The sequence below is a fragment of the Hyphomonas sp. ske169 genome (genome assembly GCF_056850855.1).
Map to the genome: position 1 here is coordinate 1,939,847 of NZ_CP096146.1, position 25,558 is coordinate 1,965,404.

Consider the following 25,558-nt stretch of genomic DNA (forward strand, 5'->3'; position numbering starts at 1 on the left):
TAAGGCTTATGACGATGCGCTTCGAATGCAAAGGATTTCGCTATGACTAAGCGCAGTGATGAATGGGCCCTCGCCACCAAATTGGTGCGTGGTGGAACCATGCGCTCGCAATTTGGCGAGACCTCAGAGGCGATGTTCCTCACCTCCGGCTATGCTTATGACAGCGCCGAACAGGCTGCGGCGCGGATGTCGGGGGACGAAGAGGGCTATGTCTATTCGCGCTATGGCAACCCCACCAACCAAATGCTGGCTGAGCGGCTGGCCGCGCTTGAAGGTGCTGAAACGTGTCGGGTAACCGCTTCTGGCATGGGGGCGATTTCGTCGGCGATGATTGCGCCCTGCAGCGCTGGCGACCGCGTGGTGGCGGCGAATGCGCTGTTTGGCTCCTGCCGGCATATTTGTTCGACCATTCTGCCGCGCTATGGCGTCGAAACCGAGTTTGTAAATGGCAGCGATCTGGACGCTTGGAAGCGGGCTTTGTCAAAACCAACCCGGCTCGTCTTGATCGAAAGCCCATCCAACCCGCTTTTGGAGGCGGTGGATATTGCTGCAGTGGCAGAGCTGGCGCACCAAGCGGGCGCCTTGCTGGTGGTCGATAATGTGTTCGCGACGCCAGTGCTGCAAAAGCCTTTAGAGCTCGGCGCCGATATCGCGGTCTATTCCGCCACCAAACATATGGACGGACAGGGGCGAGTTTTGCTCGGTGCGATCTTGGGCCAAAGCGAATTTATCGAAGAACACATTGACCCATGGCTGCGTCATACCGGGCCAGCGGCGTCACCGTTTAATGCTTGGGTGGTTTTGAAAGGCCTCGAAACACTCGATCTTCGCGTGCGCCAGGCCTGCACTAATGCCGCGAAAGTCGCGGATATGATCGCGACCCATCCAAATGTTCAGGCGGTGCGTTATCCCGGGCGCGAGGATCATCCGCATCACGAGGTGCACAAAAAGCAGATGGAGCTCGGCGGCACACTGGTTGCCTTCTCCGTCAAAGGGGCGCGGTCAGAGGCGTTCAAAGTCCTCAATGGTTTGAATCTGGTCGATATTTCAAACAATCTCGGCGACACCAAATCATTGGCTTGCCATCCAAGTTCGACCACGCACCGGGCGCTGTCTGAAGAAGAGCAGATTGAAATGGGTCTAGACGAAAGCTGGATCCGTTTATCGGTTGGGCTTGAAGATGCGGATGATCTCTGCGCGGACCTAAGCCAGGCGCTTAGTGCGCTTTAAACGGGGCGACATCCTGACATGAAGCGCAGGTCTCAACCGCGGGGTTCTTCTCGAGGCGCTTTAGGCTGATATCTGCACCGCAAGAGACACAGGTCCCGAAGGTTCCAGACGCCAGGCGCAGCAAAGCGCGCTCGATTGATGCGAGCGTTTCAGTTCCATTACACCCGTTTGAGGTGTGTTCTGGCGCGCAAGATTTGGCATCCGAATTTCGGAGTGTTTCGTCACGTTTTCTACGTGTCTCAATCCCCCGCCCGTCAGCCAAACCTCCACCTGGAGGAAAGAACGGCGTCTTCATGGATTTTATCCTGTGCACTCTTTAAGAGCTTGGCAAGTCTAGCCGGGCAAAAGAGTTGCTCTACATATCGATAAACAGAAGATTCAAAGCCGGAGCGCGTGAATGGGCGAAGAATTGCCGCTTAAAATGAGTGGGGTCAGCAAATGGTTTGGAGGATTCCAAGCTGTTCGCAATCTCGATTTTGACGTTCCGAAAGGGTCGATTGTTGGATTTCTGGGACCAAACGGGGCGGGCAAATCGACCAGCCTGCGTATGGCGCTCGGTGTGCTCTCGCCAGATCGCGGTGAGGTTAGCCTGCTCGGCACGCCGCCAAATCTAGAATCGCTCAAGCGCGTTGGCTTTCTGCCGGAAGAACGCGGCCTCTACAAAAAAATGAGCCCGCGCCAGATCATTACCTATTTCGCGCGCCTCAAAGGCATGACGAGCCGAGATGCAAAAGCGCGGGCCGACGAATTGCTTGAAATGATGGGGCTGAGCGAGTTTGGGCGCAGCCGTGTGACCAAGCTTTCAAAAGGGATGGCGCAGAAAGTTCAAATTCTCTCCGCCTTGGCGCACAGGCCAGACTTCCTGATCCTGGACGAGCCCTTTTCGGGCCTCGACCCGGTCAACCAGCAAGCGTTGGAAGACTTGATCATTGAAGAACACAAGCGCGGCGCGACGATCGTGTTTTCAACCCATGTGATGGAACACGCTGAACGGCTTTGCGAAAAAATCGTGATGATGGCGCGCGGCCGGAAAGTGTTCGATGGAACGCTAGACGACGCCTTTGCGGCCCTGGGACGCGCGGTCCATATCGGCGTTGCGGATGGATTTGATCTTAGCGCGGCGCTTGGCCCGTTAGGGTTTGAAGCGGTCCAGGATGGCGATCATTGGCGGGTCAGCCTCAGCCAAACTCAAAGCTCGCAAGATGCACTGCGGGCGACACTCGATTCTGGCGCGCCGATTACCAGTTTCACGCCGCAAGAGGCCCGGTTGAGAGATGTCTTTGTCTCGCTGGTCAGTGAGGCAGAGGCGCAAGACTTGACCGATACACTCGCCGCTGATGCGGCTGAGGGGAGGGAAGCGGCATGATCCGATCGACCTATCTTGTTACGATGCGCGATTATCTCGGCTATGTCTCCGCGTGGGGATTTTGGCTCGGATTGCTGTTCACGCCGATCATTCTCGGCATTTTCATTCTCGCCCCAACGCTCGCCCAAAACGCACAACCGACCCGCTATTTTGCGGTCATCGAAGCTGGCGACACATTCACAAACGCTTTGCAGGAACAAATGACCGAATCGGTCTCTGTCACGGCGCGGGCCATGCTTGATCCTGTTGCGGTGGCGCAAAACCAAGACAGCGAAAAGCTAGAAACTTTCGATGCGGCCCGCGAAGACGGTGCCAGCGTTGAAGAAGCCTTCGCCCAAGCGGGCGGCGTTCCAGACATGTTGCCGCGGCAAGACTTTGTTCAAGTTGACCCGCCAGTGACCAATAGCGCCGATCTCGCGCCTTATATTACCGGCGCCACTTTGATCGAGACCGATGAAGGGCCCCAACCTTTATTTGCGGCTTTTGTGGTCAATGATGAGTCGGGCGAGATTGAGTATTGGTCTGAAAACCTGCAAGCCCAGGCTTTGATGAGTTTTGCACGTCAGGCCGAACGCGAATTGCAGCTCGATCGTGCGCTGGCGACCGTGAATGTCGATCGCAGCATCTTGAACGTGGCTCGCGCCGCGCGGCGCGATGTGACCCAGCAGCGCGTGCGAACCGGCGAGGATGCAGACATAGAATCTGAAGTCACACAGGCCGATCAGGCGCCCTTTGTTGTCTCGATCATGATGGCTTTTTCGCTTTGGTTCTTGATCTTCTCGGTGATCAATTATCTGCTCATGGGCACGATTGAGGAGCGGTCAAACAAGATTTTCGACAGTCTTCTGACCTCGGTCAAACTCCCTCATCTCTTGGCCGGGAAGCTGCTCGCGGTCTTGCTTCTATCGCTCACGCTGGTTGGATTCTGGAGCATCGGCTCGGGCATTATGACCTGGCTTGCGCGGGACATGATCTCTGCGGACGTGGCGCAATTCTTCGGTGCGATTTTCACCGCGGCGGCCAATCCGGCGCTATTTGTGCCCGCGATTATCAGCTTCGTTCTGGGCTATTTGATGTATGGCTCGCTCTTCCTGGCGCTTGGCTCATTGTGTGACACAATCCAGGAAGCGCAAACGCTAATGACGCCGCTCTTTGTCACGCTGATGGCGCCATTGGCGATGTTGGCTTTTGCGATTCAGGACGCAGAATCGGCACTGATCGAAATCATGGCATGGGTACCAGTGTTCACTCCATTCTTGCTCATCTTGCGCATGCCGACCGAGCCGCCGCTTTGGGAAGTTCTGTCTCAATTGGGACTGATGGCGCTCACGACGTTTGTGATTCTTCATCTAGCCACACGCGTTTATCGCGCAGGGGCCGTGCACGGCGCCGGCGTTAATGATGTATGGGCTTTCTTTGGCAAACTGGTTCCAGGAAAGAAGAGCGCGGCTTAGATTGCCTGTTCTTCTACGCCATCAAATGTATCGGCGCGGGCGAGCTGCGGGAACAGCCTGATCCATAGCAGGCCGACGCCGATCGCAACGACGCCGCCAAACAAGACCGCGCCAACTGGGCCGAGCAGCCTGGCGGCGACCCCGCTTTGAAAGTCGCCAAGCTCATTCGACGCTGAGATAAAGATGAAGGAGACGGACGTGACCCGGCCTTTCATCTCATCAGGTGTCGCCAATTGAATCAGCGACGCACGGACATAGACGGAGATCTCATCCGCTGCGCCGGTGACGATCAAGGCGGCGAAGCTGAGCCAGAAAATCGAAGACAGGCCAAACACCAAAGTAGCCGCGCCGAAAATGCCAACCGCCCAAAACATCCACGGGCCAACCCGGCGGGTGAGCGGTTTTCTTGCCAATAAGAACGCGACGGTGAGCGCCCCAATGGCTGGTGCCGCGGCTAAGAAACCGAGACCCGCCTCGCCAACTTGCAAAATGTCCCGAGCAAAGACCGGCAGCAGCGCCACTAATCCGCCAAAGAAGACGACAAAGAGATCGAGCGAAATTGCGCCGAGTACGATTTTATTGCGGCCAATATATCGCAGGCCTTCGAAAATCATGTCGAAGCCTTTGGCATCGTTGAGCTTTTGATGCGCGGGGGTTTTTGCGGTGGCGATCGACAAGATAGCAAAGGCGATCAGGCCGAACGAAACGCTATAGACCAGATAGAGCCCACCGGCGGCGAGGAGCAATCCGCCAATCGCCGGGCCAACAATTTTGGCGGTTTGGAAGCCGAGCGAGTTAAACGCGATGGCGACGGGCAGCTCCGCGCGCGGGACCAATTGCGGATAGAGTGCATTCGCGGCCGCTGGGGTGAACGCGTTGACGGTGCCAAGCAGAGCCGCAACGCAAAAAATCAGCGGTAAGGCTTGGCTTGCAGGCAGGGTGAGGGTGAGCAGCAAACCAACTGTTCCGACGAGGCGGAACAGGTTGCTGACCACGAGGATCATCTTGCGATTAAGCCGATCGGCGGCTTGACCACCGACGAGGGAAAGCAGGAGAACGGGGATGAATTGCACCAAGCCGACCAAGCCAAGCATAAAGGCCGCTTCATTGATGCTGAGCCCCATGCCACCGATTTCAATCGGGTCGCGCGCGAGATCGTAGACTTGCCAACCTATGGCGACGAATTGCATTTGCCGCGCCGACGCAACTGACACGCGCATCAACCAGAACTGCAAATAAGCTCTGAAGCGAAAGATTTGCAGAGAGGGAGCGATGGCCATGCGCGCGGTCCTACTCCTTAGAGAGAAGTTCGCAATGAGAAATTTTGTCAATGACGCTTGACATGACAAGCTTCCTTGTCTAAGTGACAAGTGAGCTTGACATATACGAGGTTCCCATGCCTGACACGAAAACCATAAAATCGCTTGCGGTCGTGACCGTTGCGATCAGCCTCATCGTCCAGATTGGATTTGCCGTCGGCGTCTTTGGGCCGGCTTGGCTCAGCCCGCTGCTGAGCTTACCGGCGCTTGCTGCGATGGTCTGGCTGTGGCGCCACGCAGAACAGCAACACGCAAAATCGCAAGCCTTCAACGACCTCGTCATCTAAGACAAAATAGGAGCACGGATCGTGACCCAACAAACCTTTAAGTCGGCAAAGCGCCGGTATCATCGAGCCTTCTGGCCATTGATGGTCGTCTACTTGATTGTCATTCTCGGCGGATCGTTTGGGCTCAATCAGCTCGATCCTGAGCCGAAATGGCTGCAAGCGACTCTTGCAATTGGCTCTGCAGCACCAGTGATCGCCACATTGTTTGTGATGATGCGCTACGCAGAAGAAACCGACGAATATTCCCGAATCGTGCAGCTTCGCGGCTTCGCATGGGGCGGCATTCTAACCGTTAGCGCCATTTTCGTGGCCGGTTTCCTGCAGCTTTTCCATGTGATTGATCGAATAGAAGTGTTCTGGTTTGGACCGTTCTTCTTCGTTGCTTATGGCATCTCGACTTATGTGATTGGCGGGAGGCATTGCCCGTGAAGAACATTATTCGAGCCCTTCGCGCGGAGCGCGGTTGGAGCCAAGCAGCGCTCGCAGACCATCTCGGAGTGTCTCGGCAATCTGTGAATGCGATTGAGACCGGAAAATATGATCCGTCCCTCCCCCTCGCATTTGCCATCGCGCGCTTGTTTGAGAAATCGATTGAGGAAATCTTTGATGATGAGACCGAAATCCAAATGGCGGCGCAATAAGGACCCCAAAAACCAAGAGGGGTGCGGACCTTTCGGCTCGCACCCCGTTTGGTTCATTTGTGTCGCTCGAACAGATTCCGCTAAGTCCCTGTTCTGGCGTCTCAATTGAGACCTGAAACTTCCCGTTCCGCTTGCGCGGTTTTGTTAAGTCCCACCATCCAGTTCCCCGTTGCCGGTGTTCTTTCTGGTCTGCGCTTCGGCTCGTGCCCCGTTCGCAGATATGGCCCTGTCTCGCCCCTCTAGTTGAGGTCTGACAGACGCCGCGGTACCTTTCCCTTCATCTCCGCTAGCTCCTTCGGTTCCCCCATTTCTGAGGTTCGCTCTTGAGCCAACTTCGTCCGGGCGCGACGTTCTTCCGACAGTCTTTCCGGTGGCTTCCCGGTCCTCTCTGCCGACAGGTGTAGAATGACTCAGATCTGAAAAGAGTCGATAGGCCGGGGCGCAGAATCCTTCGGAATCGGCGACGTTCTCCACAGGAAGCGCGATTCTGTGGATAGTTTAGCTATTTCGTTCCGGATTCGAACCAAACATGTTCAGCGACATGCCTATTCTGCCCGCGACATAGCATTGTTCTGGGTGATGTCCAGCGATAAATCAGAGGCGGGTGAAGCCCTATTCGACTTCGTCCATGAACTCGATGCCGACATCTGTGCGAGTCCGCCAACAGGTCCGCGCGCGTCGTTTAATGCCATAGCGCGCAATTTTGATCACCATACCATCTGAGACACTGTCATTGTTTTCAAATCGAAGGCGTGACCCATTTGCGGACAGATCGAGCGCGATTCCCTTTTTGAGAAAGCGTCCCTTTTCCGTCATCGCAACCGCATCTGCAAAAGTGTCGTTACGCACAGACGCCCGTCGTTCCTTGGGTTTATCGATCACATTCGACAGATCGATCGTTTCTTTTTTTCGCCCAAACAGTCCGAACACATCAGCCTCACAAATAACTATGAAGCTTAAAAAGCAATATACGTACCAGTTTACTCGCGTGTCAGGCGAAATGTGTCAGGATCGATGGTTCGGTAAAAACAAGATTTACGCCCAGTATGACAAGCGCCGCCGGTTTGGCGCACCCGCAATAAGACCGCGTCTTGATCACAATCGATTTGAACCGAGACGACATTTTGCACATGGCCAGATGTTTCGCCTTTCACCCAAAGCGCTTGACGGGATCGACTCCAATAGGTCCCGCGCCCGGTTTTGAGGGTCGCGCGCAAGGCGTCTTCATTCATCCAAGCCAGCATTAGAATCTCGTTCGTGTCCGCATCTTGCGCGATCGCGGCGACGAGGCCATCAGCATTGAAATTCGGACGCAGCTCTAGCGTTTCATCCTGATCAGCCTTTGGCAGGGGGGGCTCAAATGACATTCTCGTCTCTCAATGCAGCTTGATCCTCGGGGCTGTAGCCCAGGATATCTAAGATTGCGCCTGTATCTTGGCCGAGTGCGGGTCCGGCGGTTTCAATCGTGCCAGGGGTCAGTTCGAGTTTCGGCACGACATTTTGCATCGGCACGTCTTTTCCCAGCAAAGGCGAGAAGATGTTTTGGATGGCCTGGCGCGCTTTCATATGCTCATCGGCCAGCATTTCCTTAGCTGTATTGACCGGACCAGACGGGATCGCATGTGCCTCGCATTGGCGCAGAACCTCCGCCATGGTCTGATCGCGCGTCCACAATGAGATCAATTCGTCGAGTTCAAGCTGATGCTCGCCGCGGGCATCATGGGTCGCATAGCGGGGATCGCTGGCCCAATCGGTTCCGATCATTTGCGACAAGCGCTCAAACAATGTGTCTTGATTAGCGCCGATAATGACCATGCCGTCACGGCACGGATAAGCGCCGGACGGGGCGATGCGCGGTAAGATCCCGCCGCTGCGTTGCCGAACATGGTCGCCCAGGGCGTATTCCGGGATCAGGCTCTCCATAAACGCCATCACGCTTTCATAGATGGCGGCGTCGACGACTTGGCCACGACCGGATTTCTCGCGGTGGAAAAGCGCCATCATCGTCCCTAGCGCGGCGAAGGTGCCGGTCATCGTGTCGCCCAGACTAACACCCGCCCGGGCCGGAGGTCGGTCTGGTTCACCGATCAGGTGCCGCAGCCCGCCCTTGGCTTCGCCCACACTCGCATAGCCAGGTTTATGGCTCTCAGGACCTGTTTGCCCATAGCCTGAGACTCGGGTAATCACGAGCCGCGGATTGATTTGGTGCAGGACGCCCGGACCCAGCCCCCATTTTTCCAGCGTGCCTGGCCTGAAATTCTCGACCAAGACATCCGCGGTGCTGACCAGACGTTTCAGGATCTCTTGGCCTTTTTTCAGGCGGAGATTTAGCGTCACCGACTTCTTGTTGCGCGCAATGATCGCCCAGAAGACGCTTTCGCCATTGACCTTGACCGCGCCCCAATCGCGAGCGGGGTCTGGCCGATCGGGCGCTTCGATTTTTATCACTTCAGCGCCAAAATCGCCGAGCAATTGCCCGCAAAATGGCCCAGCGATCAATTGGCCGAGCTCAATCACCCGGACACCGGAAAGCGGCGGCTGTACAATCGGTTCTGTCATTCGCTCTCAATGCCCGCTAAATAGGCCCCATGACAAGACGTATTGATATTGTGGAAGTTGGCCCGCGCGACGGCTTACAAAATGATCCTGCAGATTTGAGCACGGAGCAGAAGCTCGAATTCATTGCGAGGCTTGAAGCATGCGGCGTAAAACGCATGGAATCTGGCTCCTTTGTCTCTCCAAAAGCGGTGCCGAAAATGGCCGATAGTGGTGCGGTGTTTCGCGGCTTGGATCGTGGCAAGAAAACCCGCCACATCGCGCTGGCTTTGAACGAAAAAGGCATTCGCCGTGCGATTGATGCGCAGGCTGATGAAATCAATTTCGTTCTGGTCGCGGGCGAAGGCTTTGGCGAACGCAATCAGCGCATGACGCCGCAGCAAAGCGCGGACATGCTGGCGCAGTGCGCGCCGCTGGTGCATGAGGCGGAAATTCCACTATCGGCAACAATCTCCGTGGCCTTCGGCGATCCATTTTCTGGAGAGGTTGATCCGGGCGTCGTGGCAAATCTTGCGGCACAAGCGCAGCGTGCCGGTGTTGCAGAAGTCGGCTTAGGCGACACGATTGGGGTCGCAACCCCGTGGAATGTGCGCACTGTGATCGAACGCGTGCGTATGGAAGCGCCGGATGTCTATTTGCGCCTGCACTTTCACGACACGCGCGGCGCGGGCCTAGCCAATGTCGCAGCAGCGGTTGAGGCTGGTGTGGACGTGATTGATGCGAGCTGTGGCGGCATTGGCGGCTGTCCGTTTGCGCCAGCCGCAACGGGCAATGTGGCAACTGAAGACGTGGTTTATATGCTCGAACGCGCTGGGTTTGAAACCGGGCTCGATCTTGGAAAATTGATCGAGACGGCGAAATGGCTTGAGGGCGCGCTCGGGCATCCGGTGAGCTCAAGCCTCAGCAAAGCGGGCGGATTTCCAGCCTAATACGGCCGATCGCCATTCACCGTCGCGCGGCGCATATGGCGGCGCTGACCGGGATAATCATTCAGCGCATAGTGCCAGCAGCAGCGATTGTCCCAGAACGCGACTGCACCCTCGCTCCATCGGAACCGGCAGGTGAACCGCTCATCGCGCGCATGGTCGAAGAGGAAATTGAGCAAGGGTTTACTTTCGCGCTTGGTCATGCCCGCGAACCGGAGCGTGAAGGCTGGATTGATATAAAGCCCCTTGCGCCCAGTCTCTGGATGGGTGCGCACCACGGGGTGCTCATATTCTGGGGCTTCAACCGCGACATCAGATTGCATCGATTGCCGCGCCTGCGCCGAGGCGCCTTTGGCGCTATATTCGCGGCTGGCGGAATGAATGGCGTTCAGGCCCCCTAGCATCTCTTTCATGCCATCTGACAGCGCTTCATAAGCGGCAATCTGATTGGCGAACAATGTGTCTCCGCCAAATTTGGGCACTTCGATCCCAAACAGGATGGAGCCCAAGGCTGGCTCTTCGAGGAAGGACATGTCCGAATGCCAACCACCGCCAAAATTGAGCTTGTCTTCTGGTTCTTTGATGATCTCTAGAAGCTCAGGATGACCCTCCATGCCTTTGACATAAGGATGCACATTCAGCGTCCCAAAGCGCCTGGCAAAGCGTTTCTGCGCCTCGGGGCTCAAACCCGATTGGCCGCGAAAGAAGATCACATGATGGTCGAGAAAGGCTTGGTGGATTTCATCAAAAGCAGCGTTTGAAATCTCACCAGAGAGATCAACGCCTGAAATCTCAGCGCCAAGTGCGCCTGCAATAGGAAGAATATCGAGCGTAGAAGCCATTTAGGCAGTCTACGCTCGATATTGTCTGAGTCTATCTATTCCGCCGCGTCTGCCGGAAACAAGCGCTCGTACAGATAGGTGAATTCAAGTGCGGTCCGCTTGGCGCGCTCTTTCTGGTTGGCTGCCGCAGAATGGCCACCATCAATGTTCTCATAATAGAGGAACGGCTTGCCAGCGTCTTCGAACAGTTTCGCCATTTTGCGCGCGTGCCCCGGATGGACACGGTCATCTTTGGTGGAGGTCACAAAGAGTGGGGTTGGGTAATCCGCGCTTCCATCAAAGTTGTGATACGGCGAGATTGTTTCCAAGAAGGCACGTTCTTCCGGATTGTCCGGATCGCCATACTCATCGACCCAAGACGCACCCGCGAGTAGCGTGTGATAGCGCAACATGTCGAGCAGAGGCACTTGGATCACGACCGCGTTCCAAAGATCGGGGCGCTGGTTCAGCGCGACGCCCATTAGCAGGCCGCCATTCGAGCCGCCCATAATCCCGAGATGTTCTGGCTTGGTGACACCGATCGAAACCAAGTCTTCACCGACCGCGATAAAGTCATCATAGATGCGTTGGCGATCGCCCTTCAAACCGGCTTGGTGCCAGCTTGGTCCAAACTCACCGCCGCCGCGAATGTTGGCGAGCACATAGGCGCCTCCGCGCTCTAGCCACATGCGGCCAATGCCGCCGCTATAGCTCGGACGCATCGAAACTTGGAAACCGCCATAGGCATAGAGCAAAGTTGGGGTCGATCCATCCAGCGTGATGCCATCTTTGTGGACGACAAAATACGGAATCTTGGTGCCATCTTTTGAGACGGCTTCTTTCTGATGGACGACAAGTCCATCCGCATTGAACTTGGTTGGCAGGGATTTCAGCCCGGTCGTGGAATTGGTGGCTGCGTCATAGGAGAGCAAGCTATCCGGGGTTAGGAAGCCTTCATAATTGATGAAAACCGCCTCTTCATCATCATTGGCGAAGGCGATGCCGGCTTGGCCGGTTCCCGGCAGGGCAACATCAGTGGTCTCCCAGAGACCGGCATCAGATCGCTGCAAGCGCAAGACTTTGCCAGCCACATTATCATTGATCGACAATAGAGCCGCAGATTTTGAGACCGCGACTCCATTTACCGCCTGGCGAGAATTCGCCCGGAACACCAGCTCGACCGGCGGGAGGATTTTCGTGTCGAGGAATTGCTGCAGATCGAATGCGACCAAGTCGCCGGTTTTGAACGTGGTGTCACCGACCGTCCAATCTTCTTGCAGAGTCACAAATTGCCAGCCTTCATAATCCGCGCCGAGCGAGGATTTCTTCGGCAAAGGAAACGCGATCGCTTCGCCATTCTCGAACAAATAGTAAGTGCTGGTGAAGAATGTGTCTGATTCAACCGCCCCATAAATCATGGTGCCGTCATCCAGCTCTGACGACCATGGCCAAACCCCGACATCAGACGCTTGGCCAGCGTAGAGTTCAGTCGCCTCATCAAGGCTTTGCCCCCGCTTCCAGAGGCGAACCGATGCCGGATACCCAGACTCTGTCAGGGTCGACCCATCATTGCCCCAATCGGTTCCAATCAAGACGGTGTCATGATCAATCCAGGTTAGGCCTTGTTTGGCTTCAGTGGTTTCGAACCCGCCTTCCACAAAGGCTTTTGCGTCAAGATCAAACTCGCGATTGATGACCGCGTCCTTGCCGCCATCAGAGAGCGAGACGAAACAAAGCGTTTTCTCGGCGCCCTGCGGCTTAAAACAATTTGAGCCTTTAAAGACCCAGTTCTTGTCTTCATCGGCGGCGAGCTTGTCGAAATCGAGCACGGTTTCCCATTCTGGTTCCGCGGTTTTGTAGCTCTCCAATGAGGTCCGGCGCCAAAGGCCGCGCACATTGGTCTCATCTTGCCAGAAATTATAGACCAGGCCGTCGCGGACGGTACCGTACGGAATGCGATCCGTCGATGTCGCAAGATCAAGCGCTTTGGCGTGGTTGTCCTCAAAAACAGAGTGCGATTTGATCGCCGCGAGCGAGCGTTCATTCTGGGCGTTGACCCAAGCGAGCGCTTCTTCGCCCTCAACCTCTTCCATCCAAAGATATGGATCTGTTTCTGCCATGTCTGGGGCCTCAATAACCGCCTCGGTATCAGCCTCAGCGCTGACCTCGGCGACCGGTTCTTCAATTGTCTGGGTGTCTTCACTTAAGCTGGTGCACGCGCCAAGAAGCGCGGTGGCAGCGACTGCTGAAAGCGTGAATCGCATCTCATTCCTCCATGTTTGAGGAATGGTTTAGCGCCGATCCGGGAGAGGACAAGCGACTTCGTCTAACAATGCGTCATTTAGCCGGAAACTTTGCCGGTTGACTGGCGGACGATGAGTTCGAAATCGAAGACTTCCTCGACGGCGTCATTATTGTCGGAACTCATCAACCGTTCGGCTGCGCGACGTCCCATCTCAACGACAGGCTGACGAATAGTGGTCAACGGCGGCCAGACCGCAGACGCCAATCGTGTGTCATCATAGCCCGCAATCGAGATCTCGGTTGGGACTTTCAGGCCTGCCGCCATGACCGCCGTCATCGCGCCGACAGCCATATCGTCATTGGCTGCGAAAATCGCGGTCGGTTTTGGGTCAGTGCTGATCAGCTGTCCGGCCGCCTCTAGCCCAGAGCGCAAAGAATAATCGCCTTCCGCAATTAAGGCTGGCGACACTTTTAGGCCCGCTTCATTCATCGCATCGAGATAGCCCTCATGTCGTCCGGTCGATGCATTATGTCCGGCGGGGCCAGCGATAAAGGCAATGCGCTTATGACCCAGCGTGATCAAATGGCGGACCATTTCCATCGCGGCCAAGCGGTCATCGAGGCGCATGACCGGCGTGTTTTCTGGCTGGCGGGCGGGTGACAGACTCGCATAAGCGGTGCCATTGTCTTTGAGCAGAGCCAAAATGTCTGCGTCATCACAGAGCGGCGGCGTAAGCACGACGCCATCGGCGCGCGAGGTCATCAAAAAGCTTTGCAGGCGATCCAGAAAGTCTGGAGCGGTGCGATCAACAGGTTCCGGCAGCAAGAAATAGCCATTCGCGCGGCAGGCTTCATAAATGCCGGTATTAACGGCAGTGATATATTCCGGGACCGGGTTGTCATGCAGGTGCGCAATCAAAAACGAGCGCGACCCAGCAAGGCTGCGGGCCGCCGGATTCGGGCGATAGCCAAGCTCGCGTGCGGCTTTCATCACCAGTTCGCGTTTGGCCGGCCGAACATTGGGTTCATTGTTTAAAACCCGAGAGACGGTTTTTGCGGAAACTCCCGCGCGTTCAGCGACGTCATCAATCGTAATCGCGCGTGGGGGGCGGCTTAGGCCCATAGGTCATCTCCCAATTGATACGCTTTTTTGGCGCATTCTGGATCGGAACGCAATCTGCCCGTGTGTGCTTGCATCGCTGGCCCCCCAACTGACTAGAATTGGAAGTATACAAAGGGCGAAGCTTCTAATGGGTAAAGAGCCAGCATTATTCCAGCCAATGCGCCCAATCCGCCCCAATAGATGACGGGTTGCCTCAAAATACGGCTATTGATGACTTTGCTGAACCCGCCTTTGCCGAGTGCCGCATCCAAGGCGATTAGAGGCACCAAAAGCCAAATCCAGAGGCTGATTTCCGCGCTGCCGCCGGTTCTGAGGCCGGTAAAGGCGGACCAGATCACCAGCGTATCGGAAAAGCTCTCGGCTCTGAACGGGACCCAAGTGAGCAGGACGAAAACCTGTGTTGCGATCAGCCCATAGATGAACCCAATCGCGGATCTGCCTTTGAAAAACGCCCGGTGGACGGCCAGTGCTGCGCCATGCATTGCGCCCCAAGCGACAAAGGTCCAAGCCGCGCCGTGCCAGAGGCCACCCAGCACCATGGTGATCATCAGATTGCGATAGGTTTTACGCTCACCAAGCCGGTTTCCACCCAGCGGGATGTAAAGATAATCGCGCAGCCAAGAAGACAGCGATATGTGCCAACGGCGCCAGAAATCATCAATCGCAGCGCTTGCATAAGGGTGATCAAAATTCTTCGGAATATAGAAGCCAAACCAGCACGCGACCCCAATCGCCATCAAAGAATAGCCCGCAAAATCAAAATAGATCAGGCCGGCAAAAGCCAGGGTTGAGCTGATCAAGGCCAGATTGGACCAGACAGCGAGGTCGGTATCACCCGTCACTTGCGCATCGCCAAACACAGGGTCGACAAATTGCGCGAGATTGTCAGCGATCCCAGCTTTATAGGCGAACCCCAGCGCGAAAGCGCGAAGACCCGTGAAGACCAATTTGCTGCTTAGTTTTTTCTCCCGCTCCATTTGCGGGAAGAAGCTGGCAGCGCGGACAATCGGACCGGCGACCAATTGCGGGAAAAAAGCGACATAAAGCGCGACCCGCTGCAAACGCGGCTCAGCGCCTAAATCCCCGCGGGCCACGTCGACAATGTAAGAAATCGCCTGGAACACATAGAAGCTGATCCCGACTGGCAGGAGAATATTTAGCGCGGTCCAGCCGGGATCGATCCCGACTGTCGCCAGCATGGTTCGGGCGCTATCGGCGAAAAAGCCGAAATACTTGAACGTGGCGATGACGGCGAGATTGGCGGAAATTCCCAAGATCAAAGCGATCCGGCGGGCGCGTGTGCCGGGTCTGCGTTGTGAGGCGAACAGCGCCACACCCCAGCTGACCAGGATGACAAAGCCGATCAGGCCGAGAAACCGCCAGTCCCACCAGCCATAGAAAATAATGCTAGCGCAGAGCAGCAGGTTTAGCCGTGCCTCTTTGCCTTTAAGCGCCCAATAGGCGCTGAAAACAACGCCGAGAAAGACAAAGAAGATGACATCGGTAAAGATCATTGGCCGCGCTCCAGGATCCCCGATGCAATAATTTCCTCGACCAGCCAGGCATTATAAATCGCAGTGCCGCTATCGAGCAGATGGCTCGGATCGAACCAGTGATCGCCGTTCAGGCTCGCCATTAGCGATCGGTCATTTGGTGAAAAACAGTCAAAGCCGAACAGCTCCCCTTCGCACAATCCATCGACATAGGCGCGGGCCTGTGGGTCGAGGGTTGGGGGTTGGTAATAAGCGATTGCTCTTGTGCCTTGGTCGAGCAGACGTTGTTGTTGCTGATACCGGAATGAGCGAACCCATTGCGGTCCTTGATAGATTTCAGCGGGTTCGATTTTAAGGCTGAGCGTGTGTTCGGACTCGGCGCGTGGTTCTGATTGCGGGTCATAGGCAGGTTTGGCCGCGACTTTTGCCGTCGGCTCGCCGCCGCCGATTAGACCCACATTTAAGACGTTTAGAGCTGAATGCAGACCAAGATAAGCAGCATCCAAAACGCACCCCTTAAGGCCCTGACAGGCGCCACCAAGAATGCCGAAACCCGTCCAGACCGAGGTTTTTAGGTCGAACTGATCGATGGCGCGCATGTTGAACTTTGAATTGCCAAACATGTATGCGGCGCGATGATCGAAATCCTGGGCCACCTCAATAAATACCAGATCAGGCACTTTGCCGGACAGGTCGATGAATTGTTGCAAATGCTGGTCGCGCTCTAAGATCGACGCGGCTTCAATCGAGAGACTGACAACGCGGTGCGTGTAGCCGCGCTCGCGAAGCGCGAGTGTCAGGCGTTCGGGGTCGATCCCGTTTCGGGAATAGCTGGCGCCGGTAAAGACGATGATCGGTGAAAAATCGTGGCTGACCTCCTCAACGGCGGCGCTCACGAACCGGTCGAAATCTGTGGTTCGGCCAATATCGTTTGCAGCAGCGAGGGATTTGATCATCACCACGGTTGCGAGCAAGCCTGCCAAAAAGGCGACGCCTGCAATAGTCCGAGATCCTGCCAGAGGAAGCCGGAGGCCGTGCGCCAACAGCAATCCTAGGGCCGCAACAGCAAAAAAACTCCAGTGCATTCGGTCGTTCCTGTATCGCTTCAGAACGGGACGACCCCTCCCCGTTCGCCTCATTAGAAGCAAACAGCTTGCCAATTCGTGTCTTAGGCGACTAATTCGCTGCGTCTGGCGTGTTTTCTGCCATCGCGCGCATCATGAAGATCGGGATTGAGCCGCGCTCCGTCATCACCCAGTCCAGCGGCACATCATGCGATTCCGCCGGAACCGCTTCGACCTCTTGGCCAAAGAATGCCAAGCCGCAGACAAAAACGCGGCCTTGATCCCTCAGCCGGGTGAGGGCGCGGTCATAATGGCCTTTACCATAGCCAAGCCGATTGCCGCTGCGGTCAAAACCCAAAAGCGGGGTGATGACCAGCGTCGGTTGAATCTCTGGAACTTCCGGATTGGGTTCAAGCAAACCAAACGGTCGTTTTTCTAGCATATCGCCGCGCCGATACGCGCGGTAGACCATGGTGGCATCGTCTTGGACACAGGGCAGCGCGAGTTTAGCGCCAGCCGCATCGAGTTTCCCCATAAGCGGACGAGGATCAATCTCGCTTCCGATCGGCAAATAGACCGCAACGGTAGGGCCATAGCGCTCGAACAGCTTCATCGGAAACTTATCAGCGAGCGTCTCACCGGCGTCCGGATCACGGGCGGCAAGCTCTTCACGGCGCTCTTTCAGCGCAGCGCGGAGGGCGTCTTTTTCCTCACTCATGCGGGCTCGGTTTCTTCAACCGGCATATCCGCAAGCCCGACCAGCGCACGGGCATAGGCGTGGGCGGAAAATGGCTGCAGGTCTTCGGCCTTTTCGCCGACCCCAACAAAGTGGATCGGCAAAGCGTGCGCTTCTGCAATTGCCACCAGGACGCCGCCTTTGGCAGTGCCATCGAGTTTTGTCATCACGATGCCGCTGACGTCAGCGGTGTGACGGAACGCTTCGACTTGGCTGAGCGCGTTTTGACCGACCGTGGCATCTAAGACCAGGATGACATCGTGTGGCGCGTCCGGATCCAGTTTTCGCGTTACGCGAACGATTTTCGCAAGTTCGGCCATCAGCTCGGTTTTGTTCTGCAAACGGCCAGCTGTGTCGACCAGCACCAGATCGAGGTCTTCGGCTTTGGCTTTCTCGATCGCCTCATAGACCAACCCAGCCGCATCGGCGCCTGGTTCTTTGGCCATAACAGGAATGCCTGCCCGTTCACCCCACACGGTCAGCTGCTCAATCGCCGCGGCCCGGAATGTATCGCCGGCGACGAGCAAGGCTTTGGCGCCCTGTTCCTGGAGTTTGGACGCAATCTTACCGATCGTGGTGGTCTTGCCCGAGCCATTGACCCCGACAAACAAAACGACGCGCGGTCGAGATCCGTCTGAGAAATCGACGATCTGCTCACGCGGTGACATGATCGCTTCGATTTCATCGGCGAGCGCCTGTTTGATTTCATCGCCAGTGACATCCTTATCCATGCGCGTTTTGGCGAGGTTTTGGACGATTTGTGCAGAGACTTTGCCGCCCATGTCAGAGGTCAGTAGAATGTCTTCGAGATCTTCCAGCGCCTCGTCATCCAATTTGCGCTGTGTAAACAGGCTGGTGATCGAGCTGCCCATTTTGGACGAAGATTTGGCCAAACCAGAGGAGAGCTTGGAGAAAAATCCAGGCTCAGCCACCTCGGCATAGGGATCAGGTTCGCCGCGAGCGATAGCGGCTTGGCGCTCGGCTTCGCGGCGGGCGCGTTCTTCGGCCAGCTGTTGGCGCAACGCTTCATCGGCGCGGCGTTGCTCAAGCAATGCAAGCTCGGCCTTGGCTTTTTCTTCCTGGGCGCGGCGGGCCTGTTCGGCTTCGCGCGCGGCGGCGGCCTCTGCCTCGCGCTGTTTTTGCGCTTCTTCCGCTTGGCGTGCGGCTTCTGCAGCGGCTTCGTCGGCGCGCCGCTTGGCGTCGGCTTCTGCTGCGAGGCGTTGAGCTTCTAACCGCGCGGCATCGGCGGCACGTTGCGCTTCGGCATCCGCAGCGGCCTTCGCTTCCGCTTCGGCGGCGAGTCGTTCGGCTTCGGCTTGCGCGCGTGCGGCCTCTTCCGCGGCGCGGGCTTCTTCTTCGGCTTTTAGACGCGCAGCCTCTGCGTCGCGTTCAGCCTGCAGCTGCGCGGCTTCTCTCGCCGCTGCTTCTTCGGCGAGGCGGGCGGATTCAGCTTTAGCTTCTGCTGCTTCGCGCTTTTGGCGTTCTTCCCAGGCGCGATTGGCTTCGGCGACTTTACGCTCAATTTCGGCCTGTTCTTCTGCTTTGCGGGCCGCTTCTTCCTCGGCCAAGCGCGCGGATTCCGCTTCTGCAGCCTGTTTCGCAGCGAGTTCTTCGGCGGAAAGTTCCGGCGCTTCCATCTCGGCGCCAGCTTGCAGCGCCTCTTCTTTTTTCTTTTTCTTGCCGAACCACAGGATCATAAAGCGACCGCCTCTAATCTAGTCTTGTCATGTCCGATTATCCGCGCCTGCAGAGGGCGTCCAGCCTCGCCGCTGTCACCGTCAAAGGTCACCGGCGTGAAATCTGGTAAACGGCCTTGATTTCCACGCTCAATCAAAACCTCAGACTCGCTGCCAATATGGGTATCGAGATGCTTAATCAGTGCGGCGGCACCAACGGCTCTGAGCTGCGCGGCGCGGTCCTTGATTACGGCTTTATCCAGCTGCGGCATGCGTGCTGCGGGCGTGCCGGGCCGCGGGCTATAAGGAAAGGCGTGCAAGAAGGCGATGTCGCAATCTTCGATCAGTCGCAACGAGTTCTCAAACGCTGCTTCGGTCTCAGTTGGGAAGCCTGCGATAATGTCCGCCCCGAGCGCTAGGTTCGGGCGGATCGATCGTAGTCGCTGCGCGAGTTCGATCGCTTGTTCCCGGGAGTGACGGCGCTTCATCCGCTTGAGGATGAGATTATCGCCATGCTGCAAGCTTAAATGCATGAAGGGCGCAATCCGCGGATCGGCCATCGCCTCAAACAGGGCCTCATCCATCTCAATCGCATCAATCGAGGAGATCCGGAGCTGTTTCAGGTCTGGGACGAGTTTCAAGATCCGCTGCACCAGGTTTCCAAGCTCGGGACTGCCCGGCAGATCTGCGCCCCAGGAGGTCAGATCGACTCCGGTGAGTACAACCTCATGATGGCCGGTTTCAACCAGTCTCTGGATCATCCGCACAACATCGCCCGCCGGAACTGAGCGAGAATTGCCCCGGCCATATGGAATGATGCAGAACGTACAGCGATGGTCACAGCCATTTTGGACCTGAACATAAGCGCGGGCCCGCCCGTCCATGCCGTCAATCAGATGACCGGCGGTTTCTTCCACCGACATGATATCATTGACCCGGACTTTTTCGGTGCCGCCAAGCAGATCAACAGGCCGCCACGTCTCCGCTTGCATTTTCTCATGATTGCCAATGACCCGGGTGACTTCCGGCATTTTGGCAAACATATCTGCGTCAATCTGGGCGGCGCATCCTGTGACAATCACCGGAGCCTCTGGATTGTCTTTCGCTGCCCGGCGAATGGTCTGGCGCGCGCTCCGCACCGCTTCTGCGGTTACGGCGCAGGTATTGATGATGATCGCGCCGTCGAGGCCTGCTTTTTCGGCATGCGCGCGCATGACCTCGCTCTCATAACTGTTGAGGCGACAGCCAAGTGTTATGACCTGCGAGGGCCGGGAAGTGGGTTTCGGTGCGGGCATGGTGCTGCGGGGCATATCGCGTTGCCGGACAAGAAGGGCAAGAGGGGATTGACGGTAGATGTAAGTGAGCGTATATTCACAAACAGATTTGGAAAGGGACGCGCCATGCTTGGTGTCTTAATGTTGCTCTCATTTGTGTTCCCATTGGCGGGTGCTTTGATGATCCGCCGCTATGCCTGGATTGGCGCTTGTGCAGCGATGTCCGCAATGGTCGCCGTGCCGGTAATCTATAAACTAGCGACCAATACCCAGGACCCAATGGGTTGGGGCTTTATCCTAGTATTGGTATTCTTTCCGGCTTTGATCGGAGTCACGCTGGGGGGCTTGATTACAGCGCTGAGACGCTGGCGTTCAGGCCCAGGCGAGGTTACGTTACTCAAAGGCTTATTAGCCGCTTTTTTCAGCATCATCTCGGTTGGGTATGCGCTCTATGCGGCGTCGGATTTTTAAGGCGCGGTTGGGTCACGCCGCCGAAACTGCGCCAAGAGCGGATAATGATCCGAACCAATTGAGCGAAGGATTTGAAAGTCGACCAGCTCCAAATCGTCGGAAAACATGATGTGATCAATCGACATTCCGAGCAGCGGAAAGATAGTCGGCCAGGTCATAGAGAGCCTTGGGTCTCCGGCGCGTTTTCCGGGTAGGGTCGCGAAGGTTGGCGACCAGGGGGTCATGTTAAAATCGCCTAATAAGATAAAACTCTCAGATTCTTCCGCCACATTGGTGAGATATTCGAGCAAAGCATTGCGCTGTGCCAGGCCGGTCTGGCTTGTCGGGGTCATTCCGTGTCCGGTGATGACGCGGATACCATCCCATTGTTCGTCCAGGTCCGCGGCGATGTACGCGCGTCCGCCAGTATCGGGATGAAGAACGCGCTCAAAACCTTTGACCGGCTCGCGTGACATGAAACTGATCGGATTGCCCATACGGCGCGGCATGTTCAGATAGGTGGCGTGCACCACAGTGTCATATTGAGGGAAATAAATATCCTCAAACGCTGGATCGATTGTGTCCACGGATGATTCATTGACGATAAGAATATCGACTTCGTATTCGCGAATAAGCTCGGCCAGCGCTGGAAGATAATCCGACTCGCTCCAAAGATTGATGGTGAGAATCCGAAAACACTCTTCAGGTCCACACGCCGGGCCGGTTGGTCGTTCAAACTTTGAAAAGGTCAGGAACGGCAACGCGGTCACAAAGGTCAATGCCGCGAGCCCGGCAGTGAGGCGCGGCAGCGAATAGGCAGACAAGGCGATCACCGCGACGCAAAACACCAATATTTGCGGCAGCAAGCTGAGATAGACTTCGAACAAGAAAAATGACGTGGCGCCAAACTGCGAAACGATGGCTGCCGCGCAAGCCAAGGCTGCAGCGAGACACAAGCCGAAGACAATCAACTCTCGCTTCGTCGTGAAACCGCCAAACAGGACCATGAACTAAACCGTAAAGCTCTCTTCAAGCTCAACCGGGCCTGTCATAATGACATGATCGGTCGCCTCGTCCCAATGGATGAGCAGATCGCCGCCATCCAAGATGAGCTTCGCTTTGCGTTCAGTTTTTCCTGCCCGCGCGGCACAAACCAGGGCGGCACAAGCGCCTGTGCCGCAGGCTTTGGTCAGACCGGCGCCGCGTTCCCAGACGCGCAGCCTGATCGTCTCGCGATCGATAATCTGCGCAAAGCCAACATTGGTGCCTTCGGGAAAGGTTGGGTGCCACTCAACCAGAGGACCGATGGAGGGAATATCGTAAGCGTCGACATCGTCGACAAAGAAAACCGCGTGCGGATTGCCCATGCTGACCACCGCCGGCATGTACAAGTAAGGATCGTCCATTGGCCCGATTTTCACGTCGACGCCGCGAACATCCATTTTCTCTGAAAGTGGGATGTCTTCCCAGCCCAGCAGCGGCGAACCCATATCAACGCTGACCAATCCTTGATCGGCGCGCGCGCCTTTGAGCAGATCGGCTTCGGTTTGGATCCGAACTTCGTCTTTGCCGCTCTCCTCTAAGAGAAGGTGGGCGACCGCTCGTGTGCCATTGCCGCAGGCTTTGACTTCGCTGCCATCGGCATTCCAGAATCTTAGAAAAGCATCGGCGCGCAAATCATTCTCGATCGCCATGATCTGATCGGCTTTCATACTGGCGGCAATTTCCCGCAGCTGCGCTTCAGACGGCGCAAATTTGGCCTCGCGCGCGTCGAACACGGCGAAAGCATTTCCTGCTCCGTTCATTTTCCAAATGCGCATTGCACCCTCTCTAAGGTCATCCGGCTAAGGTCTATCCGGCGCGAGACATAATCGTCCTGTATGGGGATTGAAAGACTTTACTTTGGCAAGCGTGTGGCGCTGAGCCAGGCCCCGGATTGAATAATTGCCGCGATTAACAGCAAGATCTGCGCCGCCCAATGATTGATAATGAAGGCCCCTATACCCGCGGCGATAGAATACCAATGCAGGCGTGAATCGCTCATTAAACTGCCCGCGAGGCGGCGTTTGGCTTCTATCGTTGCCAGGTTCACATTCGCCCAGATCCGGTTCATGCCGGGCGGGCCAAACACATCCTGTAAGTCTTGTGGATCAGTGACACCGGATAGTTCAGCAAGCTCGCGGACGCCCGTATGACCAAAAGCGACGCGCTGGCGCAATTGCATCGTTTGCACCAGACGGATGAACGCTGAGATCATCGTCGCAAGCGCGATAGAAACAAGCGGAAGGCCGGAAAGCGTGGACATTTAGCCCATATCGGGCGGCCACACGATTTCTGAAAGGAGAGACCTTAGCGCGGGATGGCGGCCCAATAATCGAAGTCAAGACAGACGCCAGGTGCATATTTGCCGTCATCGCCGCGCAACGTGAACTCAGCCGGGTCTTGATCTTTAACCGCAACCAAGCGCAAGCGGATCGCGCCAGTGGTGTCGTTCAGCTCGGCTTTGTCGAGGACTTCGCTCCAGGCATAGATTGTGTCACCCGCAAATAGTGGCCCAGCATGCGTGCCGCCATTGATTGCGAGGATTTCGGCGGCATTTGCGAGGCCATTGAAGGAAAGAGCCCGGGCAATAGAGATCACCACGCCGCCATAAATCAGGCGCTTGCCAAAACGGCTCTGTTTCTGCGCATGGGCGTCAAAATGCACTTTCGCGGTGTTTTGATAGAGCCGGGTGGCAATCTGATGCTCGGCTTCTTCGACGGTCATGCCGTCGACATGATTGATTTTTTCGCCGACCTCATAATCAGCAAAACGATGCGGTGACCCTGATAAGGTTGTGTTCCAATCCGTATAAGCGGGTGACGCGGCTAGGCTGGTGGGATCTACGGCTTTGGGCAAATCTGGAATGACGGTTTCGGGTGCTGGAGAACCTGGATCGCGTTTATTGACCATCACCCAGCGGACATAGGACAAGGCTTCTTCGCCGCGCTGATTGAAGCCCCGTGTGCGCACATAGACGACGCCAGTTTTGCCATTCGAGTTCTGTTTAACCCCGATCACTTCAGACACCGCATTCAATGTGTCGCCCGGATAGACCGGCACTGGGAACCGCCCATCCGCATAGCCGAGATTGGCGACCGCATTGAGCGAGATATCGGGCACGGTTTTGCCAAAGACCACATGAAAGGCCAGCAGCGGATCAATCGCGAGCCCGTCAAACCCGTTCGCTTCAGCAAATGTGGCAGCGCTGTACAGCGCATGGCGCGAGCCTGTAAGCGCGCGATAGAGGGAAATATCGCCGGTCGTCAGCGTGAGCGGCGTCGCATGATGAATTTCCATACCGATATGGAAATCCTCAAAGAAATTGCCTGGATTCGATTTGGTCATCGGGCCTTAAAGGGCCATGGCCCCAACCCGGTCAAGCCTATCGCCGCGAAACCGTCTTAGACGAGGCTAAACTGCATGGTGAAAAGGTCCGCCATGACCAAGGTCATCGCACCACCGCCTGAGCTGAGCGCCGATCCAAATTGCGGCAAGACGAGCGTCAGGATCGCGGCCGATCCGAGAAACCCCAGAACGAAGCGGGCTTGCGCGTCTCGCATCAGAGCCGGCATGACGCGCGGCCCATACATGACTACGACCGGACCAAACATAAAGGCCGCGGACAAAGCCAGAAATGTGATTGCGAGGAGCTGAAGCGCCAACATACCAAACACCTGTGAATGAGATCGATCATCTCTATCGCAGGTGCTGGTTGAATTGGCGTGTGTTCAATCGATGAAATTTTATCGATTATGCAATTTCGAGTAGTTTTTCGTTCGGGCGTCCGACGACCGCTTTATCGCCCTTTATGCCGATCGGACGCTGGATCAGTCTTGGATTGTCAACCATTGCGGCAAACACATCGGCGTCGCTGGCGGTTTCCGGCAATTCGAACTTTATCGCGTCCTTTTCGCGCAAGAATGCGCGTGGGGATACGCCACCCATCTTTTTGGCGATGTCTTTGAGGTCGTCTTCGCTGAGTTTCTCCCCAGCATTCATATATTTGCGGATCTCAGGCTCGATGCCATTTTCTTGCAGTAGCGCAAGCCCCTTTCTCGACGTGCTGCAGCCTGCGTGATGTATGAGAATATAAGTCATAAGAAACCTTCCTAAGAGCAATGTCGCACACGCTTTGGGTGCGACAGGACGTTTGCTATTTGGTTTGCCGACAGATGCCAGCATGGTTTAGCGCCTATTCGGCTTCGGCAACCACTTCATCGGCTCCGCGGGCCAGCGTTTTCATAACGCCATCTGCTTCTTCCACTGCTTCGACAGGGGCGTCAGCTTTGCGCGCATAAGAGCGGCGGCGTTTCGGCTTTTCTGGCGCGTCGTCTGAGGCTTCGATCACCTCTGGGGTATCCTGCCCATTTTCGGCGCTTGTGTCAGCTGATTCTTCGCGTGGCTTGCGGCTGCGGCGACGCGGTTTGGGTGCCTCAGCGCTTTCTTCGCTGCTGGCTTCGGCTGGTTCGCCCGTTTCCGGAGCCTCGGCGCCATCTTCTCCCTCATCACCCGCCTGAGCAGCGCGTTCGGCGTCGCGTTGCGCGCGCTCTTCAGCGCGTGCAGCTTCGCGGGCTTCGCGTTCGATGCGCGCTTCTTCTTTTTGCTTTTCAAACACAGCGACGATGCGCGCATAATGCTCGGCGTGTTGGAACAGGGCTTCGGCCTTTACCCGGTCGCCTGCTGTCTGGGCGTCGCGCGCATATTGCAGATATTTATCCAAGATTTGCTGTGCAGATCCGCGAATGCGGACATCTGGCCCATTGCTCTCATAGTGGCGGTTTGGGTTTGGATTATTGTTATTGTTTCCACCCGAGCGGCGACGGCGCTTGCGCTGCATGGCCATAGGCAATTCCTGA

Annotated in this window: 28 protein-coding genes; 8 read left to right on the forward strand and 20 right to left on the reverse strand. The window is 56.3% G+C overall.

Annotated features, from left to right (window positions below; translation table 11 throughout):
* The first annotated feature begins 42 nt into the window (after nt 1-42).
* On the forward strand, nt 43-1,230 hold the full coding sequence (gene metZ, locus MY069_RS09420) for an O-succinylhomoserine sulfhydrylase (protein ID WP_482793525.1): 1,188 nt from the start codon (nt 43-45) through the stop codon (nt 1,228-1,230).
* Here metZ and MY069_RS09425 read toward each other — a convergent pair.
* Nucleotides 1,217-1,525 carry a TraR/DksA family transcriptional regulator gene (locus MY069_RS09425; RefSeq protein WP_482793526.1) on the reverse strand — a complete coding sequence of 103 codons (309 nt, stop codon included), beginning with the start codon at nt 1,523-1,525 and terminating at the stop codon, nt 1,217-1,219. The two genes, metZ and MY069_RS09425, sit on opposite strands and share 14 nt — an antisense overlap.
* 102 nt (nt 1,526-1,627) lie before the next feature.
* On the opposite strand from MY069_RS09425, the gene MY069_RS09430 reads away from it, so the two are divergent.
* Together MY069_RS09430 and MY069_RS09435 are read left to right on the forward strand one after the other, a co-directional pair.
* Nucleotides 1,628-2,596 carry an ABC transporter ATP-binding protein gene (locus MY069_RS09430; RefSeq protein ID WP_482793527.1) on the forward strand — a complete coding sequence of 323 codons (969 nt, stop codon included), beginning with the start codon at nt 1,628-1,630 and terminating at the stop codon, nt 2,594-2,596.
* Complete coding sequence (locus MY069_RS09435) at nt 2,593-4,050, forward strand: ABC transporter permease (RefSeq protein WP_482793528.1); 1,458 nt, start codon at nt 2,593-2,595, stop codon at nt 4,048-4,050. Before MY069_RS09430 ends, MY069_RS09435 begins: the two co-directional genes overlap by 4 nt.
* Here MY069_RS09435 and MY069_RS09440 read toward each other — a convergent pair.
* Nucleotides 4,047-5,330 (reverse strand): MFS transporter, encoded by a 1,284-nt coding sequence (locus MY069_RS09440; protein ID WP_482793529.1) that lies wholly within the window; start codon nt 5,328-5,330, stop codon nt 4,047-4,049. The genes MY069_RS09435 and MY069_RS09440 overlap by 4 nt on opposite strands.
* 116 nt (nt 5,331-5,446) lie before the next feature.
* Here MY069_RS09440 and MY069_RS09445 point away from each other — a divergent pair, with 116 nt between their 5' ends.
* From MY069_RS09445 to MY069_RS09455, 3 genes are read left to right on the forward strand one after another with little or no spacing between them, the layout of a single operon-like run.
* The gene (locus MY069_RS09445; RefSeq protein ID WP_482793530.1) at nt 5,447-5,656 is read left to right on the forward strand and encodes a hypothetical protein; all 210 of its coding nucleotides are present in this window, start codon (nt 5,447-5,449) and stop codon (nt 5,654-5,656) included.
* Between the two features lie 21 nt (nt 5,657-5,677).
* Nucleotides 5,678-6,085 carry a hypothetical protein gene (locus MY069_RS09450; RefSeq protein ID WP_482793531.1) on the forward strand — a complete coding sequence of 136 codons (408 nt, stop codon included), beginning with the start codon at nt 5,678-5,680 and terminating at the stop codon, nt 6,083-6,085.
* A complete protein-coding gene (locus MY069_RS09455) occupies nt 6,082-6,297 on the forward strand; it encodes a helix-turn-helix transcriptional regulator (RefSeq protein ID WP_482793532.1) in 216 nt (71 codons plus the stop codon). Before MY069_RS09450 ends, MY069_RS09455 begins: the two co-directional genes overlap by 4 nt.
* A 612-nt stretch (nt 6,298-6,909) precedes the next feature.
* Here MY069_RS09455 and MY069_RS09460 read toward each other — a convergent pair.
* From MY069_RS09460 to MY069_RS09470, 3 genes are read right to left on the reverse strand one after another with little or no spacing between them, the layout of a single operon-like run.
* Complete coding sequence (locus MY069_RS09460; RefSeq protein ID WP_482793533.1) at nt 6,910-7,227, reverse strand: hypothetical protein; 318 nt, start codon at nt 7,225-7,227, stop codon at nt 6,910-6,912.
* Nucleotides 7,228-7,277: 50 nt separating this feature from the next.
* The gene (gene hisI / locus MY069_RS09465; protein ID WP_482793534.1) at nt 7,278-7,664 is read right to left on the reverse strand and encodes a phosphoribosyl-AMP cyclohydrolase; all 387 of its coding nucleotides are present in this window, start codon (nt 7,662-7,664) and stop codon (nt 7,278-7,280) included.
* Nucleotides 7,654-8,856 (reverse strand): CaiB/BaiF CoA transferase family protein, encoded by a 1,203-nt coding sequence (locus MY069_RS09470; RefSeq protein ID WP_482793535.1) that lies wholly within the window; start codon nt 8,854-8,856, stop codon nt 7,654-7,656. Before MY069_RS09470 ends, hisI begins: the two co-directional genes overlap by 11 nt.
* Nucleotides 8,857-8,885: 29 nt before the next feature.
* On the opposite strand from MY069_RS09470, the gene MY069_RS09475 reads away from it, so the two are divergent.
* Entirely contained in the window at nt 8,886-9,782 is an 897-nt protein-coding gene (locus tag MY069_RS09475) for a hydroxymethylglutaryl-CoA lyase (protein WP_482793536.1), read from the forward strand.
* Here MY069_RS09475 and MY069_RS09480 read toward each other — a convergent pair.
* The 8 genes from MY069_RS09480 to mtaB all read right to left on the reverse strand — a co-directional run bounded on the left by MY069_RS09480 (nt 9,779) and on the right by mtaB (nt 20,231).
* Nucleotides 9,779-10,621 carry a TauD/TfdA dioxygenase family protein gene (locus tag MY069_RS09480; protein WP_482793537.1) on the reverse strand — a complete coding sequence of 281 codons (843 nt, stop codon included), beginning with the start codon at nt 10,619-10,621 and terminating at the stop codon, nt 9,779-9,781. The genes MY069_RS09475 and MY069_RS09480 overlap by 4 nt on opposite strands.
* 35 nt (nt 10,622-10,656) lie before the next feature.
* On the reverse strand, nt 10,657-12,864 hold the full coding sequence (locus tag MY069_RS09485; RefSeq protein WP_482793538.1) for a prolyl oligopeptidase family serine peptidase: 2,208 nt from the start codon (nt 12,862-12,864) through the stop codon (nt 10,657-10,659).
* 77 nt (nt 12,865-12,941) lie between these two features.
* Nucleotides 12,942-13,967 carry a LacI family DNA-binding transcriptional regulator gene (locus MY069_RS09490; RefSeq protein ID WP_482793539.1) on the reverse strand — a complete coding sequence of 342 codons (1,026 nt, stop codon included), beginning with the start codon at nt 13,965-13,967 and terminating at the stop codon, nt 12,942-12,944.
* 92 nt (nt 13,968-14,059) lie between these two features.
* Complete coding sequence (locus MY069_RS09495) at nt 14,060-15,481, reverse strand: MBOAT family O-acyltransferase (RefSeq protein ID WP_482793540.1); 1,422 nt, start codon at nt 15,479-15,481, stop codon at nt 14,060-14,062.
* Nucleotides 15,478-16,545, reverse strand: coding sequence for a hypothetical protein (locus MY069_RS09500; protein WP_482793541.1), 1,068 nt, complete (start codon nt 16,543-16,545; stop codon nt 15,478-15,480). Before MY069_RS09500 ends, MY069_RS09495 begins: the two co-directional genes overlap by 4 nt.
* A gap of 91 nt (nt 16,546-16,636) precedes the next feature.
* Nucleotides 16,637-17,242 (reverse strand): 5-formyltetrahydrofolate cyclo-ligase, encoded by a 606-nt coding sequence (locus tag MY069_RS09505; RefSeq protein WP_482793542.1) that lies wholly within the window; start codon nt 17,240-17,242, stop codon nt 16,637-16,639.
* A complete protein-coding gene (gene ftsY, locus MY069_RS09510) occupies nt 17,239-18,957 on the reverse strand; it encodes a signal recognition particle-docking protein FtsY (RefSeq protein WP_482793543.1) in 1,719 nt (572 codons plus the stop codon). Before ftsY ends, MY069_RS09505 begins: the two co-directional genes overlap by 4 nt.
* The gene (gene mtaB / locus MY069_RS09515) at nt 18,954-20,231 is read right to left on the reverse strand and encodes a tRNA (N(6)-L-threonylcarbamoyladenosine(37)-C(2))-methylthiotransferase MtaB (protein ID WP_482796694.1); all 1,278 of its coding nucleotides are present in this window, start codon (nt 20,229-20,231) and stop codon (nt 18,954-18,956) included. Before mtaB ends, ftsY begins: the two co-directional genes overlap by 4 nt.
* A 105-nt stretch (nt 20,232-20,336) precedes the next feature.
* Between mtaB and MY069_RS09520 the strand changes: the two genes are divergently transcribed.
* Entirely contained in the window at nt 20,337-20,681 is a 345-nt protein-coding gene (locus tag MY069_RS09520) for a hypothetical protein (protein ID WP_482793544.1), read from the forward strand.
* On the opposite strand, the gene MY069_RS09525 is transcribed toward MY069_RS09520, so the two are convergent.
* From MY069_RS09525 to MY069_RS09555, 7 genes are all read right to left on the reverse strand, one after another.
* Nucleotides 20,678-21,667, reverse strand: a complete 990-nt coding sequence (locus MY069_RS09525; RefSeq protein WP_482793545.1) for an endonuclease/exonuclease/phosphatase family protein — start codon at nt 21,665-21,667, stop codon at nt 20,678-20,680. The two genes, MY069_RS09520 and MY069_RS09525, sit on opposite strands and share 4 nt — an antisense overlap.
* Nucleotides 21,668-21,670: 3 nt before the next feature.
* Complete coding sequence (gene dapF / locus MY069_RS09530; protein WP_482793546.1) at nt 21,671-22,480, reverse strand: diaminopimelate epimerase; 810 nt, start codon at nt 22,478-22,480, stop codon at nt 21,671-21,673.
* Nucleotides 22,481-22,557: 77 nt separating this feature from the next.
* Nucleotides 22,558-22,965, reverse strand: a complete 408-nt coding sequence (locus MY069_RS09535; RefSeq protein WP_482793547.1) for a hypothetical protein — start codon at nt 22,963-22,965, stop codon at nt 22,558-22,560.
* Between the two features lie 44 nt (nt 22,966-23,009).
* Complete coding sequence (locus MY069_RS09540) at nt 23,010-24,047, reverse strand: MaoC family dehydratase (RefSeq protein WP_482793548.1); 1,038 nt, start codon at nt 24,045-24,047, stop codon at nt 23,010-23,012.
* A gap of 56 nt (nt 24,048-24,103) precedes the next feature.
* Nucleotides 24,104-24,367 carry a hypothetical protein gene (locus MY069_RS09545; protein ID WP_482793549.1) on the reverse strand — a complete coding sequence of 88 codons (264 nt, stop codon included), beginning with the start codon at nt 24,365-24,367 and terminating at the stop codon, nt 24,104-24,106.
* 85 nt (nt 24,368-24,452) lie between these two features.
* Nucleotides 24,453-24,800, reverse strand: a complete 348-nt coding sequence (locus tag MY069_RS09550) for an ArsC/Spx/MgsR family protein (protein WP_482793550.1) — start codon at nt 24,798-24,800, stop codon at nt 24,453-24,455.
* A gap of 94 nt (nt 24,801-24,894) precedes the next feature.
* A complete protein-coding gene (locus tag MY069_RS09555) occupies nt 24,895-25,545 on the reverse strand; it encodes a DUF4167 domain-containing protein (RefSeq protein WP_482793551.1) in 651 nt (216 codons plus the stop codon).
* Nucleotides 25,546-25,558 lie beyond the last annotated feature (13 nt).

Excerpts from the sequence above, each read along its gene's own strand:
- metZ (WP_482793525.1), top strand. The coding sequence starts at position 43 with ATGACTAAGCGCAGTGATGAATGGGCCCTCGCCACCAAATTGGTGCGT.
- MY069_RS09425 (WP_482793526.1), bottom strand. The coding sequence starts at position 1,525 with ATGAAGACGCCGTTCTTTCCTCCAGGTGGAGGTTTGGCTGACGGGCGG.
- MY069_RS09430 (WP_482793527.1), top strand. The coding sequence starts at position 1,628 with ATGGGCGAAGAATTGCCGCTTAAAATGAGTGGGGTCAGCAAATGGTTT.
- MY069_RS09435 (WP_482793528.1), top strand. The coding sequence starts at position 2,593 with ATGATCCGATCGACCTATCTTGTTACGATGCGCGATTATCTCGGCTAT.
- MY069_RS09440 (WP_482793529.1), bottom strand. The coding sequence starts at position 5,330 with ATGGCCATCGCTCCCTCTCTGCAAATCTTTCGCTTCAGAGCTTATTTG.
- MY069_RS09445 (WP_482793530.1), top strand. The coding sequence starts at position 5,447 with ATGCCTGACACGAAAACCATAAAATCGCTTGCGGTCGTGACCGTTGCG.
- hisI (WP_482793534.1), bottom strand. The coding sequence starts at position 7,664 with ATGTCATTTGAGCCCCCCCTGCCAAAGGCTGATCAGGATGAAACGCTA.
- MY069_RS09470 (WP_482793535.1), bottom strand. The coding sequence starts at position 8,856 with ATGACAGAACCGATTGTACAGCCGCCGCTTTCCGGTGTCCGGGTGATT.
- MY069_RS09475 (WP_482793536.1), top strand. The coding sequence starts at position 8,886 with ATGACAAGACGTATTGATATTGTGGAAGTTGGCCCGCGCGACGGCTTA.
- MY069_RS09480 (WP_482793537.1), bottom strand. The coding sequence starts at position 10,621 with ATGGCTTCTACGCTCGATATTCTTCCTATTGCAGGCGCACTTGGCGCT.
- MY069_RS09485 (WP_482793538.1), bottom strand. The coding sequence starts at position 12,864 with ATGCGATTCACGCTTTCAGCAGTCGCTGCCACCGCGCTTCTTGGCGCG.
- MY069_RS09490 (WP_482793539.1), bottom strand. The coding sequence starts at position 13,967 with ATGGGCCTAAGCCGCCCCCCACGCGCGATTACGATTGATGACGTCGCT.
- MY069_RS09495 (WP_482793540.1), bottom strand. The coding sequence starts at position 15,481 with ATGATCTTTACCGATGTCATCTTCTTTGTCTTTCTCGGCGTTGTTTTC.
- MY069_RS09500 (WP_482793541.1), bottom strand. The coding sequence starts at position 16,545 with ATGCACTGGAGTTTTTTTGCTGTTGCGGCCCTAGGATTGCTGTTGGCG.
- MY069_RS09505 (WP_482793542.1), bottom strand. The coding sequence starts at position 17,242 with ATGAGTGAGGAAAAAGACGCCCTCCGCGCTGCGCTGAAAGAGCGCCGT.
- ftsY (WP_482793543.1), bottom strand. The coding sequence starts at position 18,957 with ATGATCCTGTGGTTCGGCAAGAAAAAGAAAAAAGAAGAGGCGCTGCAA.
- mtaB (WP_482796694.1), bottom strand. The coding sequence starts at position 20,231 with ATGCCCGCACCGAAACCCACTTCCCGGCCCTCGCAGGTCATAACACTT.
- MY069_RS09520 (WP_482793544.1), top strand. The coding sequence starts at position 20,337 with ATGCTTGGTGTCTTAATGTTGCTCTCATTTGTGTTCCCATTGGCGGGT.
- MY069_RS09525 (WP_482793545.1), bottom strand. The coding sequence starts at position 21,667 with ATGGTCCTGTTTGGCGGTTTCACGACGAAGCGAGAGTTGATTGTCTTC.
- dapF (WP_482793546.1), bottom strand. The coding sequence starts at position 22,480 with ATGCGCATTTGGAAAATGAACGGAGCAGGAAATGCTTTCGCCGTGTTC.
- MY069_RS09535 (WP_482793547.1), bottom strand. The coding sequence starts at position 22,965 with ATGTCCACGCTTTCCGGCCTTCCGCTTGTTTCTATCGCGCTTGCGACG.
- MY069_RS09540 (WP_482793548.1), bottom strand. The coding sequence starts at position 24,047 with ATGACCAAATCGAATCCAGGCAATTTCTTTGAGGATTTCCATATCGGT.
- MY069_RS09545 (WP_482793549.1), bottom strand. The coding sequence starts at position 24,367 with ATGTTGGCGCTTCAGCTCCTCGCAATCACATTTCTGGCTTTGTCCGCG.
- MY069_RS09550 (WP_482793550.1), bottom strand. The coding sequence starts at position 24,800 with ATGACTTATATTCTCATACATCACGCAGGCTGCAGCACGTCGAGAAAG.
- MY069_RS09555 (WP_482793551.1), bottom strand. The coding sequence starts at position 25,545 with ATGGCCATGCAGCGCAAGCGCCGTCGCCGCTCGGGTGGAAACAATAAC.